Here is a 15,181-nt window from a genome sequence, read left to right as displayed (position 1 = left end):
TTATCCCTGCGGAAGTTCCAGCTGGCTGTAGCCTAACCCATTCATCTTACGCACTTTAATCTGCACCGGAATACGCTCTTTCATCGCTTCCACGTGGCTGATCACCCCAATGGTTTTACCGCTGGCGTTAAGCGCGTCCAGCGCATCCAGCGCGGTATCCAGCGTCTGAGCATCCAGCGTGCCGAATCCCTCATCCAGAAACAGCGATTCGATACGCGTTTTATGACTGACCAGATCCGATAGCGCCAGCGCCAGTGCCAGACTCACCAGGAAGCTCTCGCCACCCGACAGCGTGCGGGTGTCGCGTGCCGCATCAGCCTGCCAGGTATCGACCACATCCAGCTCCAGCAAATCCTGCGCCCGGCGTTGCAGCAGATAGCGGCCATGCAGCCGATCAAGCTGCCTGTTAGCGAGCGACACCAGATGATCCAGCGTTAAGCCCTGGGCGAAGCGCCGGAACTTGTCGCCGGTCGCGGAACCGATCAGATCGTTTAGCCGGCTCCACTGCGCCAGCACCACACCATCCTGTTCAATCTGCGTCATCAGGCTCTGCTGACGGGCGCGAAGGCTGGCATCGCTGTGCAGCTGCTGCTGAACCTGGCCCTGCAGGCTGGCGTTGTCGCGCAGTGCCAGCCGTAACTGCTCGAGCTGCTGTGCCAGCGCTTCGGCGGATTCCGGCATCGCGTCAGGCTTCGCCTGCTGATGGACACTGAGCCGCTGACGCAGATCTGCCCGTCGCGCCTGCTGCTGCTGGCATTGCTGGTCGAGCTGCTGCAGCTGCTGACGCAGTTGCAGCGCGGTCTGCTCATCCAATAGCGCCGCGCGCAGGCTGGCTTCATCCGCGAATCCGGCGCTCTCCAGTGACTGCTGCAGTGCACTTTCCGCCTCTGTCAGTTTGCCGCTGAGCGTCTGACGCTGATTTTCCAGTCCCGACAGCTCACCCTGCAGGCGACTGACTTCAGCCTGCGCCTGCTGCAGGGCAGCGAGCTGCTGCGCCAGCTGTTCATCAGACTGCTGAATGCGGGCCTGCATCTGCTGACGGGCGAGGGTGACTTCGCGATCGCCAAACAGCGCCTGACGCTGCTGACGCATTTCACCTAACTGTGTCTGGCTCTGCTGTTGTTGCTGTTGACGGATGGCCAGTTGCTGCTGTTCCTGCTCTGCCTGCTGTTGCAGGGCGGTGAGCTGGGTTTCGCCTTTTAACAGTTGCGGCTGCAGGTTAGCGAGCAACTGCTCACTCTCCTGCCAGCGCTGCCAGCGCCTCTGCTGTTCCGCCAGCCACGTGTCGCGATTCGCGGCATCCGGAAGGGCAAGGTTGTGGTCACTGAACTGTTGAGCTAAACGGGATTGCAATTGCGCCATGGCCTGCTGTTCCTGCTGCTTCCGCTGGTGCAGCGCATCCAGCGCCTGCTGCAGGCTGATCAGCGACTGCTGCGCCAGTTGCTGTGCCTGCAGATGTTGCTGCCAGGCCTGCAACTGCTGAAGATGGTGATCTTTCGCGGCCTGACGTGCCTGTTCGGCGGCTTCCTGTGTCTGTCGCTGTTGCTCAAGCTGGCTTTCGTGTTCGCTTTGCTGCTGCTGCCACGCGGCTAACGCTTCGCGGTCGGCAAGGGTGAAGGTAAGTGCCAGCTCACCGCTTAGTGCCTGCCATTGCTGCTCAAGCTGGTCAAGCTGACGCTGCATTTCCGCGATTTCGTCACGCAGGGTCTGCTGCTGAACGGCAGATTGCTTTAGCTGTTCGCTTTTTGCCGTTCCTGCTTCACGCAATGTCTCAGTTTGCTGCAGCAGCGCAGCCCGGCGCTGCTGGTTAGCACTCACTTCCAGCGTGCTGTAGGTTTCAATGGCCGGATGGGTGCAGGAGCCGCACAGCGGGCACGGCTGATCGGGGGGGAGCCGGGCGCGGTAATCGCTGAGATCGATAATCTGCTGCTCCAGCGCACAAATTTTTTCAACGTCATCCAGCTGCTGTTTTTCGCGTTTCCACGTTTCACGCAGAGTCTGAAGTTCCGCTTCGCTCTGCTGTTGCGCTTTTTCAAGCGCGGTCAGCCGCTGCTGGCGCTGATTCAGCTGCTGATGCAGTGGCTGCCACTGCGTGGAGAGCAGCAACAGTTGCTGACGGGCCGGACGGCTGGTCTGCAACTGGCTTAATGCCTGCCGCAGTGCAGCGGGCGGATGCTGTTCATGAAGCGAAGTGAGTGCCTGCTCCGCCTGCAACAACGCCTGGTGCGCCTGTTGCTCCGCCTGCTGGCGCGGCAGGGCCTGCTGTGCCTGCTGTTGCTGTTTCGCCTGCTGCGCGTCGATCTGTTTTTGTTGCTGTTCGCACTGCTGCTGCAGTTCGGCCAGCGTCGCCTCACGCTGTGCCAGCAGGGCAAAGTTCTCCTGCCATACCGGCAGTGAAGCGCCCCAATGCGCCAGATCGGCAAGCTGCTCACGTAACTGATGCTGTTCAGTCATCGCCTGCTGCACTGACGTGACCTGACGCTTCTGCTCCGCCAGTCTGGTCTGCGTCTGGTCAGCCTGCTGTTGCTGGCGGGCATTTTCCTGCTGTTGCTCTGCAAAGTGCTGCTGCAGCGTCATGATTCGCTGATCCAGCGGTAATACCTGTTCCGTCAGCAGGTTCTCCTGCTGCTGCTGTTCCTGAAGCGCCTGCTGGCGGACCGTCTGAGCAGCAGCGTAATTTTGCTGATGCTGCTGCTGTTGGTTCTGCGCCTGCTGCGCCGATGCGGTCAGTTGCTGGCAGTGGCTCTCGATCTGCTGCTGTTCGGTGCGTAATGCATCACGCTGCTGCAGTTTTATCCGCAGCTTTTCAGCCGGTTCGCTGCGAGCCAGCCGCTGGCGGTCCGTCTCTGCCGCCTGGGATGCAGACTGAGCCTGCTGCAACGCGGCATCAGCCTGCTCACTCTCCTGCTGTAACTGCTGCGCCTGCTGCTGCCACTGCTGCTGCTGCTGCGCCTGTTGATAGTGCGCGCTGAGCCGCTGTTCCGCGTCGGTCAGATCGGTGAGCTGCTGTTGCAGGGCGTCACGCGCGTCACTATCCAGCAGTGCCATCGCACCCGCCTGACTGCGCAACATATCCAGCTGCGTTTTCGCCTCTTTGTGACGCTCGTAGATAGCGGCGGAGATCAGGCCGTAAATTTCGGTGCCGGTCAGCTCCTCCAGCAGTTCGGCACGCTCACTGGCTTTAGCGTTGAGGAAGGCGGCAAACTGGCCCTGCGACAGCATCATTGAGCGGGTAAAACGTTCGAAATCAAGCCCGGAGAGGGTTTCGATCATCTTCAGCTTGTCACCGACTTTATCGGCAACAATGGTGTTGTCGGCGCAGCGCGCCAGCTCAACGCGCGGGGCCTGCAGCTTACCGTCGGCGGTGCCACGCGCACGGTTCTGGCTCCAGAAGGCGCGCCAGGCTTCGCCTTTGATCTCAAACTCTACTTCAGCCAGACATTCGGCACAGTCGCGCGTCATCAGCGCATTCTGGCTCTGGGAAATCGCGCCCAGGCGCGGCGTCTGGTGATAGAGCGCCAGACAAATGGCGTCCAGCAGGGTGGTTTTACCCGCGCCGGTCGCGCCGGTTATGGCGAACAGGCCATTGCTGGCAAAAGGCTCGGCGCGGAAGTCGATGAACCATTCACCGCGCAGAGCATTGAGGTTTTTAAACCGTAGCGTGAGGATCTTCATTGGGTCTCTTCCATGGCGGCCAGCGTCTGGCGGAACAGGGTGGTCATCTCGTCGATTTGCGCAGGCTGCAGCTCCTCATCCAGCGCGAGCCGGCGGGCAAAGACCTCTTCCACTTTCAGCTCACTCAGGGTTTCGTTGTCGAGCCGCGCCAGGCTCTGCTGCCGCTGCTCGCGGCTGCGGCGCAGCAGCAGGACTTCAACCGGCAGCGTGGCGGTCAGGGTTTCGACCTGATGCTGCAGATCGCTGAGGTACTCCTGCGTGGTGACTTCGATGTCGAGCCAGGTTGGCTTCTCCTGCTCAGCCGTGCTGAAGGCGTGTAACTGTTCCGCAATCTGTGCCAGCGATCCTTTCAGCACCTGCATCGGCTGCGCCTGCGGCACCACCAGCGGCGTAACGGATTGCAGGCCGCTTGCCGCAAGCTCCAGCAGAAAGACGCTTTTTTCGCTGCCCAGCTCATCAAAACTCAGCGGAATGGGCGAACCGCTGTACCGGATATGCTCGCTGCCCGCCACGCGCTGGGCGCGATGAATATGGCCCAGTGCAATGTAGTCAGCGGCCGGAAAGGCACTGGCGGGGAAGGCATCAAGCGTACCGATGTAGATGTCACGCACCGAATCGCTCTGGCTGACCCCGACGGTGGTGAGATGTCCGGTAGCGATAATCGGCAATGCATGACCCAGCGCCTGGGCGGCGGCGAAGCGTTGCTGATAGTGATGGGCAATCGCCTCCAGCAGCGAGGTCTGTTTATCGCGCCCTGACTGACCCGCCCGGCTGCGCAGAATATCGCGCGGTCGCAGATAAGGAATGGCACAGAGCAGCGCGCCCGGTTCGCCCTGGCGGGTGTTCAGCAGCAACACATCATCCTGCTCCTGGGGGGTGGCGATTACCCGGGTGTTGAGACAGGCGAGCAGTTCGCGCGACTCATTCAGCGTCGCCACGGAATCGTGGTTGCCCGCCAGCACAATCAGCTGACAACCGGTGGGCTGCAGCGCCACCACAAAGCGGTTAAACATCTCGCGGGCGTAGCTGGGCGGCGTGCCGGTATCAAACAGATCGCCTGCAATAATCAACGCATCCACCTGATGCTGTTCAATCTGGATCAACAGCCAGTCGAGAAACGCCTGATGTTCGGCTGCCCGACTTTTGTTGTAAAAGAACTGCCCCAGATGCCAGTCCGCAGTATGAATGATGCGCATGATGAGTCCCTGCCGTTGTGATTCGCCCGGCGATTATACTGGCTCTGCGGCCAAAGCGAAAAATTGTCGCTGCGCTGTCATAAATGATTACCAACGGCGTTACAGGCAGGTTATGTTTTTCATAAAAGTGTCACAAATCTGACGCATAATGGCGCCGCGAATCTCAGTGACAGCCGTCATAATCAGCAGGAGTAATAATGGCTAAGCGCATTTTGGTTGTGGAGGATGAAGCCCCCATCCGTGAAATGTTGTGTTTTGTTCTGGAGCAGAACGACTATCAGCCAATTGAGGCGGAAGATTATGACAGTGCCGTGGGCAAGCTGATTGAACCCTGGCCCGATCTGATTTTACTGGACTGGATGTTACCTGGAGGCAGCGGTATTCAGTTTATCAAGCATCTGAAACGCGAGGCGATGACACGGGATATCCCGGTGATGATGCTCACCGCGCGTGGCGAAGAGGAAGATCGGGTGCGTGGCCTGGAAGTGGGCGCCGATGATTACATTACCAAGCCCTTTTCACCCAAAGAGCTGATGGCGCGAATTAAAGCGGTGATGCGCCGTATTTCACCGATGGCGGTGGAAGAGGTGATTGAGATGCAGGGACTGAGTCTGGATCCTTCTTCACATCGCGTGATGTCCGAAACCACGCCGCTGGAGATGGGCCCGACCGAATATAAGCTGCTGCACTTCTTTATGACTCACCCGGAACGCGTATACAGCCGCGAACAGCTGCTGAACCACGTCTGGGGCACCAATGTGTATGTGGAAGATCGCACTGTTGATGTTCACATTCGCCGTTTACGTAAAGCGCTGGAAGTCTCCGGCCACGATCGCATGGTACAAACCGTCCGTGGAACAGGGTATCGTTTCTCTGCCCGCTACTAAACGGAGCCTTTACCGTGCTGGAACGCCTCTCCTGGAAGAGATTACTGACAGAACTGCTGCTGGCCTGTCTGCCTGCGGTGCTGCTGGGCCTGCTGTCTGGCGGTTTGCCCTGGTGGTTGCTGCTGAGCGTGGTCATGGTGCTGTTATGGCATTTCCACAATCTGATGCGGCTGTCGCACTGGCTGTGGCTCGACCGCACCATGACGCCACCCGCCGGGCGTGCCAGCTGGGAACCGCTGTTTTATGGTCTTTACCAGATGCAGCTGCGCAACCGGCGGCGGCGACGTGAACTCGGTAATCTGATCAAACGTTTCCGCAGCGGTGCCGAGTCGCTGCCGGATGCGGTGATCCTGACCACGGAAGAGGGCACTATTTTCTGGTGTAACGGTCTGGCGCAACAGCACCTGGGTCTGCGCTGGCCGGAAGATAATGGCCAGAACATCCTCAATCTGCTGCGTTATCCGGAGTTCTCACGCTATCTGCGCCAGCGCGATTTTGACAAGCCCCTGACGTTGGTGCTGAACAACAAACTTCACATGGAATTTCGCGTCATGCCCTACAGCGAGGGGCAGTGGCTGCTGGTGGCGCGTGATGTGACGCAGATGCATCAGCTGGAAGGGGCGCGCCGCAACTTTTTTGCCAACGTCAGCCATGAGTTACGTACGCCGCTCACGGTGCTGCAGGGCTATCTGGAGATGATGAACGACTCGGTGATGAGCGAGCCTTCGCGCAGCAAAGCGCTGCACACGATGTCGGAGCAGACGCGTCGTATGGACAGCCTGGTCAAACAGCTGCTGACGCTGTCGCGCATTGAAGCCGCGCCTGCCATCGATCTGAAAGAGAAGGTGGATGTGCCGGTCATGCTGAAGCTGCTGCAGCATGAGGCGGCGACGCTAAGTGGCGGTCGTCACGATATTCATTTCCATACCGATCCCCATCTGAAAGTGTTCGGCAACGATGAACAGCTTCGCAGTGCTATCTCCAATCTGGTTTATAACGCGGTAAATCACACTCCGGATGGCACGCGGATTGATATCAGCTGGCTGCGCGGCAAACAGGGCGCCACCTTCCGGGTTTGCGACAACGGGCCGGGTATTGCTTCAGAACATATTCCCCGTCTGACCGAGCGTTTCTACCGCGTCGATAAAGCGCGTTCACGTGCCACTGGTGGCAGCGGGCTGGGTCTGGCGATAGTGAAACATGCGCTGAGTCACCACAACGCGCGGCTCGACATCACCAGCGTGCCGCACAAAGAGACCTGTTTTACGTTTACGCTGCCCGCGAGGTTGATTGTCAGCAGCGTGATGCAGGAGAATGCCGTTCATTAATGGCTGCCGGATCTTCCTGATGCGCATTCTTCTTGTATTGATTGTTACGCTGCTGCCGGGCCTGGCGCTGGCCCAGCACGGCACGCTCTCCGGCAATCTCAGCAGTGTCGGCTCAGATACGCTTGGCTATCTTATGACCCTGTGGGGCGAGGATTTTAGTCGGCAGGCGCCGGGCGTCAATGTGCAGGTTCAGGCCTCCGGTTCCTCAACCGCACCGACCGCGCTGGCAGCAGGTGCCGCACAGCTCGGTCCGATGAGCCGCCCGATGCAGGCCGATGAGCGGCAGGCTTTTGAGGCGCGCTACGGTTATCCGCCGCTGGCGGTGCCGGTGGCGATGGATGCGCTGGTGGTGGTAGTGAATCAGCGTAACCCGCTGCAGCAGATTGAACCGCGTCAGCTCGACGCCATCTTCTCCATTACCCGTCTGTGTGGCGCACACAGTGTGCCGCTGCGCTGGGGCGATCTCGGTTTAACCGGCGCGCAATGGAACAAACGCCCCATTCAGCGCTATGGACGTAATTCCGCCTCCGGCACCTGGGGTTTCTTCAAACAGCAGGTGCTATGCAAAGGCGATTTCCGCAGCGACGTAGCGGAGTTTCCTGGCTCGGCCGCGGTGGTGCAGGCGGTGGCCGGTAATTCGCGCAGCATCGGCTACGCCAGTTTTGGCTTTCATCTCAGCGGCGTAAAAATGCTGGCGGTGACGAATGATCAGGGCCAGGCGATTGCCCCGGATGCCGATGCTATTCGTAGCGGCCGTTATCCCTGGGCGCGTCCACTCTATCTCTATGTTAATAAAGCACCCGGTAAACCACTGCCGCCGCTGGTGGCGGCATTTCTGCAGCAGGTTCTTTCACCACAAGGACAGCGGCGGGTCAGCGAAGCGGGCTATCTGCCGCTCTCAGACAGCCAGATGGCAGAGGCGCGCGCCGCCCTGCGTTAATCCCGGTTGAATTTTTTTCATCATCCCTGAATTTTCTTCAGTTGCAGATGCATGCCACTCATGACACTCTGTTTTCAGACATGTAGCCATCCAGATGGCTATTTATTTCGGAGTGCAATGATTTCCTGTCGTTATTACCGGCAGGAGAGACAGGAGTGATCATGCAAAGAGAAACCGCCCCGTTCCGTGCCGACACCGTTGGCAGTTTTCTGCGTCCCGCTGCGATTAAGCAGGCGCGCGAAGCGTTTGCTGCCGGAGAGATTGATGCGGCGGCCCTGCAGCAGGTAGAAGATGAGGCGATTCGCGATGTGGTAGCGAAGCAACGTGAAAATGGCCTGAAGGTGGTCACCGATGGCGAGTTTCGTCGCGGCTGGTGGCACTTCGACTTCTTCTATGGCCTGAATGGCGTTGAGCGCTATGAAGCGGAACAGGGCATCCAGTTTAATGGCGTACAGACCAAAGCGCATGGCGTGAAAGTGGTGAGCAAACTCGGTTTCCCGGCGGATCATCCGATGCTGGCGCATTTCCGTTTCCTGCAGAGTATTGCCGGGGATGCGGTGCCAAAAATGACCATTCCCAGCCCCAGCGTTTTACACTTCCGCGGTGGCCGCAAAGTGATTGATGCAGAGGTCTATCCCGATCTGGCGGACTACTTCGAGGATCTGGCGCAGACTTACAAAGCGGCGATTCAGGCCTTTTATGATGCGGGCTGCCGCTATCTGCAGCTGGATGACACCGTCTGGGCTTATCTCTGCTCTGAAGATCAGAAGCGCGATATCCGCGAACGCGGCGACGATCCGGATCAGCTGGCACAGATTTACGCTCAGGTACTGAATAAAGCGCTGGAGGATAAACCTGCCGATCTGACGGTGGGTCTGCATGTCTGTCGCGGGAACTTCCGCTCCACCTGGATCTCAGAGGGGGGCTACGGGCCGGTGGCAGAAATCCTGTTCGGCAGCGTCAACGTGGATGCGTTCTTCCTGGAGTATGACAATGCCCGGTCCGGCGGCTTTGAGCCACTGCGTTACATTAAACCGGGTCATCAGCAGGTGGTGCTGGGTTTAATCACCACTAAGGTGGGTGAACTGGAAGATCCGGCGCAGGTGAAAATCCGGCTGGAAGAGGCGGCGCAGTACGTCAGCCTGGATCAGATTTGCCTCAGCCCGCAATGCGGTTTCGCCTCAACTGAAGAGGGCAACAGCCTGAGTGAAGCGCAGCAGTGGCAGAAAATTCGTTTGGTGGTGGATATCGCGAATCAGGTCTGGTAGTGCTGTAACGTTGTGCAGACAGGCGCGTAAAACGCGCCTTTTGTGTATCTGAAACCCCGTTCATGCGGGGATTTCTCACGCTCTGTCTATTATTTAGGCACATCATCTTGTGTCCCTGCAGCAAAAATTAACGCTATCCACTGCCTTTGGGAAAAATGGTGGTATAACCTTCTGGTTTTCCGATCCCGTATTGCCTTTCACCGCTATAAACGTTTTACTTAGCGCCGTTGTCGATCCATCCCTCTGTGAACAGAATAAAAGCAGCTTAAATCACCTGCGCTTTACCCTGCGACGAGCATAATGCGCTGACATTGTCAGCCAGATCGCGGTTTACACGCAGCGAGGGGACAACACTAACCCAACTTCCACCGCAACATCAGTGACAGGCCGTATGACACATCGTTTAACTTCGAAGGACATTCTCGCGCTGGGCTTTATGACATTCGCCCTGTTTGTTGGCGCGGGCAACATCATTTTCCCGCCAATGGTCGGTATTCAGTCTGGTGAACACGTCTGGACCGCCGCAATTGGTTTTCTGATTACCGCAGTCGGGTTACCGGTGATGACCGTGATCGCGCTGGCTCGCGTCGGCGGCGGCGTGGATGCACTCAGCACTCCGATTGGCAAGGTCGCGGGCATTGTGCTGGCTACCGTGTGCTATCTGGCTGTTGGGCCGCTGTTTGCCACCCCGCGTACGGCAACGGTTTCATTTGAGATGGGTATTGCGCCGCTGACCGGCGATGGTGCGCTGCCCCTGTTTATCTACAGCCTGATCTACTTCGCGCTGGTGATTGGTGTATCGCTTTATCCGGGCAAACTGCTCGACACTGTAGGTCACTTCCTTGCGCCCTTGAAAATTATCGCGCTGACCGTGCTGGGCGTGGCTGCACTGGTGTGGCCGGCGGGTGGCACCATTCCCGCGACCGTTGATTATCAGCATGCGGCGTTCTCAAGCGGTTTCGTTAACGGCTATCTGACGATGGATACGCTGGGCGCGCTGGTTTTTGGCATCGTGATTGTCAACGCCGCCCGTTCGCGTGGCATCGACAATGCCGCGCTGCTGACGCGCTATACCGTGCTGGCAGGCCTGATCGCGGGTCTGGGCCTGACGCTGGTCTACCTTTGCCTGTTTAAGCTGGGCGCGGGCAGCGGTGCGCTGGTTGATCAAAACGCCAACGGCGCAGCGATTCTGCATGCGTATGTTCAGCACACCTTTGGCAATATGGGCAGTCTCTTCCTGGCCGCACTGATTTTTGTTGCCTGCATGGTGACCGCCGTTGGCCTGACCTGTGCCTGTGCGGAATTTTTTGCGCAATACCTGCCGTTATCGTATAAAACGCTGGTGTTTATTCTGGGTCTGTTCTCGATGGTGGTGTCGAACCTCGGCCTGAGCCACCTGATTCAGATCTCCATCCCGGTACTCACGGCGATTTACCCGCCTTGTATCGTGCTGGTTGTACTGAGTTTCACCCTTAACTGGTGGAACAAGAGCAGCCGGATTATCGCGCCAGCGATGCTGGTAAGCCTGCTGTTTGGCATTGTTGATGCGATTAAAACCACCGGGTTTAAAGATTTGCTGCCCGCTTTCAGTCAGCATCTGCCGCTGGCCGATCAGGGTCTCGCCTGGTTGCCGCCGTCGCTGGTGATGCTGCTGATTGCCGCTGTTGTTGATCGGGTGAAGGGGCCGGAACAGGTTGCCGTTCACTCGTAACAGAACGCACTGATTTTTCTTTAACCACGGGCCTGCCCGTGGTTTTTTCATTTCACAGGTACAGGTTGTTATGCAAGAAACCAACAAGCTCAAACGCGGACTGAGCACGCGCCACATCCGTTTTATGGCGCTGGGATCGGCGATTGGCACCGGGCTGTTTTACGGTTCCGCCGACGCGATAAAAATGGCCGGCCCGAGCGTGCTGCTCGCCTATATCATCGGTGGGGCCGTGGCTTACATCATCATGCGTGCGCTGGGTGAGATGTCCGTTAATAATCCTCAGGCCAGTTCCTTTTCACGCTATGCGCAGGACTATCTTGGGCCGATGGCGGGTTACATTACCGGCTGGACCTACTGTTTTGAGATCCTGATTGTCGCGATTGCAGATGTCACCGCGTTCGGCATCTATATGGGCGTCTGGTTCCCCGAGGTGCCGCACTGGATTTGGGTGCTGAGCGTGGTGCTGATCATCGGTGCCGTCAATCTGATGAGCGTGAAAGTGTTCGGTGAAGTGGAGTTCTGGTTCTCCTTCTTCAAAGTCGCCACCATCATTGTGATGATTCTGGCCGGTTTCGGCATGATCATCTGGGGGATTGGCAACGGCGGCCAGCCGACCGGCATCCATAATTTATGGACCAATGGCGGCTTCTTCGCGCACGGCGTGGTCGGCATGCTGCTGTCGCTGCAGATGGTGATGTTCGCCTACGGCGGCATTGAGATTATCGGGATTACGGCGGGTGAAGCGAAAGATCCGGAGAAGTCGATTCCGCGTGCGATTAACTCAGTGCCGTGGCGCATTCTGGTGTTCTATGTCGGTACGCTGTTTGTGATTATGTCCATCTACCCATGGAATCAGGTAGGCACGTCGGGCAGCCCGTTTGTGCTGACATTCCAGCATCTTGGCATCGCCGCCGCCGCCTCTATCCTCAATTTTGTGGTGCTGACCGCGTCACTCTCGGCGATTAACAGCGATGTGTTTGGTGTGGGTCGCATGCTGCACGGAATGGCGCAGCAAGGCCATGCGCCTAAAGTCTTTATGAAGGTCTCTTCACGCGGAATTCCGTGGGTGACGGTTGTCGTGATGATGTTTGCCATGCTGATTGCGGTCTATCTCAACTACCTGATGCCCGAAAAAGTCTTCCTGGTGATCGCGTCGCTGGCGACCTTTGCAACAGTATGGGTCTGGATCATGATTCTGCTGTCGCAGATCGCGTTCCGTCGCAAAATTGGCAAAGAGGCGGCCAGTAAGCTGAAGTTTGCACTGCCAGGTGGCAGCTGGACGGCGGGTGTCGGCGTTGCCTTCCTCTGCTTTATCATCGGGCTGATTGGATATTTCCCCGATACCCGTATTTCACTCTATGTGGGTATGGTGTGGATAGTGGTATTGCTGCTGGGTTATAAGCTGGTGCGTAAAACCCGCTAATCCTCTGTTCTGCTCTCCCGATTTATGGGGGAGCAGAACACGCTATTTCCCCTCTCAAATTTTCCCCGCATCTGATTATTTATGTGATCCCCGCCACAACACGAACTCCTTTTATTCGGCACTTATTGTGTATCAGCGAAATAAGGTCATGCATCACATTATTTCAGCAAATAGTTCCGGGAATGATTATTTCAAAGAGCAGTGAATATCACGGAGGATGCAAACCGGGGACAGGGACACAAGAGAGCCTGAGCAGGAGAGGGTGCAGCTAATCGGGCACGAAGGGTAATAAAGGCAGAAATAAAAAACGGCGAAACCAGTCGCCGAAATACTCAAGGATTACAGGAAAATAGTTAATAAAGGGATGATTGACGTAACTATCGTAAAACAAAACGGGTAGCGCTGATAGTCAGTCGTTTTAAATAAGAATAGGTCGGAGTGGCGTTAATTAACCGTGGTTAACATTAATAAGGCCGCATTGAGACTGCGGCCTTAATTTCATTAGCCACAGACTCAGGGCAATATAACCGAAACCGGCAACACAGCGCTGTTATCCAGGTTTTTCCGCAGCTGAGTCAGCGTGGATTGATAAGGGCAGAGTACGCCGACATGGGTAACTCTGCAGTCTGACTGATGCCATTCCTGATGTAATAACGGATGTTTATCATCAATTGGTTGCAGCTGTCGGATACCATCCAGACTCTGCGCCTGAAAATAGAGTCGCAAAAAACGTTTGCCACTGTGAGTGTCGCGCCAGCGCTCCAGCACCAGACTGCTGCCCGGCGGAATGTTGCCGCGTGAATAGCCGGGTAACTGCCAGCTAAAGTCCATCAGAGTGCGCACCATTGCGATGTTGGTGTCATGCGCCACCAGAATCAGCCAGCGGGTTGGCGAGCTGTCAGACGCAATTTCTGACAGCAGGGCGTTAAGCAGTATTGAGCCACGGTGCTGAGCCAGATAAAGGATATCGTTGCTCAGATCGTAGTTTGCCGTCAGCAATGGAAGCAGCGAGGTGATCTGCGCGGCCGAGGTGATGTGTCCCCAGGCGAGCTGATCAAACGGCAGGTTTTCGCTGTAACCCAGTCGCAGCGTCTCCACCATGCTCGCCATCACACTCAGCCCGTAAACGTAAGTATTGCCGTTGCGCGTCTGCCGAAACGCCCAGGGCGCATCAAACAACGGGCAATCTGTTGCGGGCGGGCAGACGGCGGCTTTCAGTTGCTGAATCGCCGGCTGCAGCTGCTGTTGTAGCCGGGCCAGATCGCCTGCTTTCTGCTGTTTCGCGGCGAGCTCCTGAGCGGGATCGGTCCGGGTGATGGTCAGCTTTTCGCTCTGAAACAGGGGATCGGCATCGCCTGCTACGTGATGCACGGGCACGCCGCAGCCGGGAAATGCGCCGTCCGTCAGCGCCGCGGCGGTGGCGCGGGTGCGCTGAAGCGGACTGGCGCGAACGTAGACCTCAGCCGCGTCAGGACAGCCCGTGCTCAGCAGCCCGAGCTGACGATAGCGATCGCCTTCCCAGCGTCCTTTATTCACCACAGCGCTGTAGCCATGGCCGGTCAGCTCACCATCGGCAGTGGTCCACTGCGTCCAGGTTTGCTGGCTGGCGGCTTCGATCTCTTTGCGATTGCCGGGCGTGGGCGGACGAACACCGTGACGGCTCAGTTCGACTACTTTCTCCAGCTGGTAATCCGCCGCCTGTGACGCCGGGCTTAGCAGCCAGAGAGAACTGAGGATCAGCGCGCAGCGGTACAGGGCAGGCATCGTCATTTATTCCTCCAGCGCCAGATTGCCGGTCAGCGCTTTTATTTTCGGGTAAAGGGCTGCATTGGACAGCAACACCGGGTTGCCGTTTTTCATTCCGTCATTACGCAGGTAATCATTGGTGACACCGCCTGCTTCACGCATCAGGACGATGCCCGGCAGACTGTCCCAGGGATGCATATGCGCTTCATAGTAGCCAATCAGCCGCCCGGCGGCGGCCCAGGCGCTGGTAAGCGCACCAGAACCGATACGAATAAACATGCCACCCTGTTCTGTTAAGCCGCGAATCAACCGCGAGGTATTTTCACCCGGTGTGCGGCTGGAGTTGCTGATGCCGAGTAACCCCTCGTTGAGATGCTGCGCGTCATGGGCCTGCAGACGGCTCTCATTAACCCACGCGCCCTGGCCCGCTCGTGCATGAAACAGCTCCTGATGGTTAGGATCGCAGACCACGCCGATCACCGGTTCGCCCTCACAGACGACTGCCAGCGAGACGCACCAGTTAGGCAGGCCATTGACGAAGCAGGCGGTGCCATCGATCGGATCAACGACCCAGATAAAAGGCGCGCCCTGGACCTCGCCACCGCTCTCTTCGCCATAGACGGCATCCTCAGGAAAACGCTCGGCAATTAACGACTTAATTAATGCCTCAACGTTACGATCAGCCTCGCTGACCACATCCTGCAAATCCCTTTTGTGTTCCACTACCAATGTCTGACGCTGTTGATACCATGACAAAGCCCGGCTGCCCGCAGCACGGGCAATGTCGCAGGCGTAACGATAACGCGCGTCTATTTCAGAATGCGAAGCGGATGACATCTTTTCCTCTTATGATTTTTTTGCCATAACGAACGGAAGGTGCGCCTGAGCAGGCGGTCTGGCTGTAATGTTTTCTTAGCTATTGTTAAGAAAGGCTTCATTAAGCCGCAGATAAGCAGCAATGGCAAGATGGCGGGAAGTCAGGAAAGCGGCTTTTTATTCAGACGAAA

Annotated in this window: 10 protein-coding genes; 6 read left to right on the top strand and 4 right to left on the bottom strand. The window is 57.4% G+C overall.

Annotation, left to right across the window (positions count from 1 at the left end; genetic code table 11):
* Both KTJ90_RS14880 and sbcD read right to left on the bottom strand, forming a co-directional pair.
* Positions 1-3,675, bottom strand: a complete 3,675-nt coding sequence (locus tag KTJ90_RS14880) for an AAA family ATPase (protein WP_485523198.1) — start codon at positions 3,673-3,675, stop codon at positions 1-3.
* A complete protein-coding gene (sbcD, locus tag KTJ90_RS14875) occupies positions 3,672-4,871 on the bottom strand; it encodes an exonuclease subunit SbcD (RefSeq protein ID WP_003852485.1) in 1,200 nt (399 codons plus the stop codon). Before sbcD ends, KTJ90_RS14880 begins: the two co-directional genes overlap by 4 nt.
* A 197-nt stretch (positions 4,872-5,068) precedes the next feature.
* On the opposite strand from sbcD, the gene phoB reads away from it, so the two are divergent.
* The 6 genes from phoB to proY all read left to right on the top strand — a co-directional run bounded on the left by phoB (position 5,069) and on the right by proY (position 12,428).
* Positions 5,069-5,758, top strand: coding sequence for a phosphate response regulator transcription factor PhoB (gene phoB, locus KTJ90_RS14870; RefSeq protein WP_003852491.1), 690 nt, complete (start codon positions 5,069-5,071; stop codon positions 5,756-5,758).
* 14 nt (positions 5,759-5,772) lie between these two features.
* Entirely contained in the window at positions 5,773-7,086 is a 1,314-nt protein-coding gene (gene phoR, locus KTJ90_RS14865) for a phosphate regulon sensor histidine kinase PhoR (RefSeq protein ID WP_008924873.1), read from the top strand.
* Positions 7,087-7,105: 19 nt separating this feature from the next.
* A complete protein-coding gene (locus tag KTJ90_RS14860) occupies positions 7,106-8,026 on the top strand; it encodes a PstS family phosphate ABC transporter substrate-binding protein (RefSeq protein ID WP_078804314.1) in 921 nt (306 codons plus the stop codon).
* A gap of 161 nt (positions 8,027-8,187) precedes the next feature.
* Complete coding sequence (locus KTJ90_RS14855) at positions 8,188-9,294, top strand: cobalamin-independent methionine synthase II family protein (protein ID WP_078804150.1); 1,107 nt, start codon at positions 8,188-8,190, stop codon at positions 9,292-9,294.
* A 391-nt stretch (positions 9,295-9,685) separates the two neighbouring features.
* The gene (brnQ, locus tag KTJ90_RS14850; protein ID WP_003852500.1) at positions 9,686-11,005 is read left to right on the top strand and encodes a branched-chain amino acid transporter carrier protein BrnQ; all 1,320 of its coding nucleotides are present in this window, start codon (positions 9,686-9,688) and stop codon (positions 11,003-11,005) included.
* 70 nt (positions 11,006-11,075) lie between these two features.
* Positions 11,076-12,428, top strand: coding sequence for a proline-specific permease ProY (proY, locus tag KTJ90_RS14845; protein ID WP_003852502.1), 1,353 nt, complete (start codon positions 11,076-11,078; stop codon positions 12,426-12,428).
* A 513-nt stretch (positions 12,429-12,941) separates the two neighbouring features.
* On the opposite strand, the gene KTJ90_RS14840 is transcribed toward proY, so the two are convergent.
* Together KTJ90_RS14840 and KTJ90_RS14835 are read right to left on the bottom strand one after the other, a co-directional pair.
* Positions 12,942-14,198, bottom strand: a complete 1,257-nt coding sequence (locus KTJ90_RS14840) for a histidine-type phosphatase (RefSeq protein WP_110411615.1) — start codon at positions 14,196-14,198, stop codon at positions 12,942-12,944.
* Positions 14,199-15,011, bottom strand: coding sequence for an inositol monophosphatase family protein (locus tag KTJ90_RS14835; RefSeq protein ID WP_497816732.1), 813 nt, complete (start codon positions 15,009-15,011; stop codon positions 14,199-14,201).
* Positions 15,012-15,181 lie beyond the last annotated feature (170 nt).

The organism is Pantoea jilinensis (assembly GCF_019104105.1).
In the GTDB taxonomy this organism is placed as follows: Bacteria; Pseudomonadota; Gammaproteobacteria; order Enterobacterales; family Enterobacteriaceae; genus Pantoea; species Pantoea eucalypti.
This window is presented reverse-complemented; position numbering and strand designations above follow the sequence as displayed.

Excerpts from the sequence above, each read along its gene's own strand:
- KTJ90_RS14880 (WP_485523198.1), bottom strand. The coding sequence starts at position 3,675 with ATGAAGATCCTCACGCTACGGTTTAAAAACCTCAATGCTCTGCGCGGT.
- sbcD (WP_003852485.1), bottom strand. The coding sequence starts at position 4,871 with ATGCGCATCATTCATACTGCGGACTGGCATCTGGGGCAGTTCTTTTAC.
- phoB (WP_003852491.1), top strand. The coding sequence starts at position 5,069 with ATGGCTAAGCGCATTTTGGTTGTGGAGGATGAAGCCCCCATCCGTGAA.
- KTJ90_RS14860 (WP_078804314.1), top strand. The coding sequence starts at position 7,106 with ATGCGCATTCTTCTTGTATTGATTGTTACGCTGCTGCCGGGCCTGGCG.
- KTJ90_RS14855 (WP_078804150.1), top strand. The coding sequence starts at position 8,188 with ATGCAAAGAGAAACCGCCCCGTTCCGTGCCGACACCGTTGGCAGTTTT.
- brnQ (WP_003852500.1), top strand. The coding sequence starts at position 9,686 with ATGACACATCGTTTAACTTCGAAGGACATTCTCGCGCTGGGCTTTATG.
- proY (WP_003852502.1), top strand. The coding sequence starts at position 11,076 with ATGCAAGAAACCAACAAGCTCAAACGCGGACTGAGCACGCGCCACATC.
- KTJ90_RS14840 (WP_110411615.1), bottom strand. The coding sequence starts at position 14,198 with ATGACGATGCCTGCCCTGTACCGCTGCGCGCTGATCCTCAGTTCTCTC.
- KTJ90_RS14835 (WP_497816732.1), bottom strand. The coding sequence starts at position 15,011 with ATGTCATCCGCTTCGCATTCTGAAATAGACGCGCGTTATCGTTACGCC.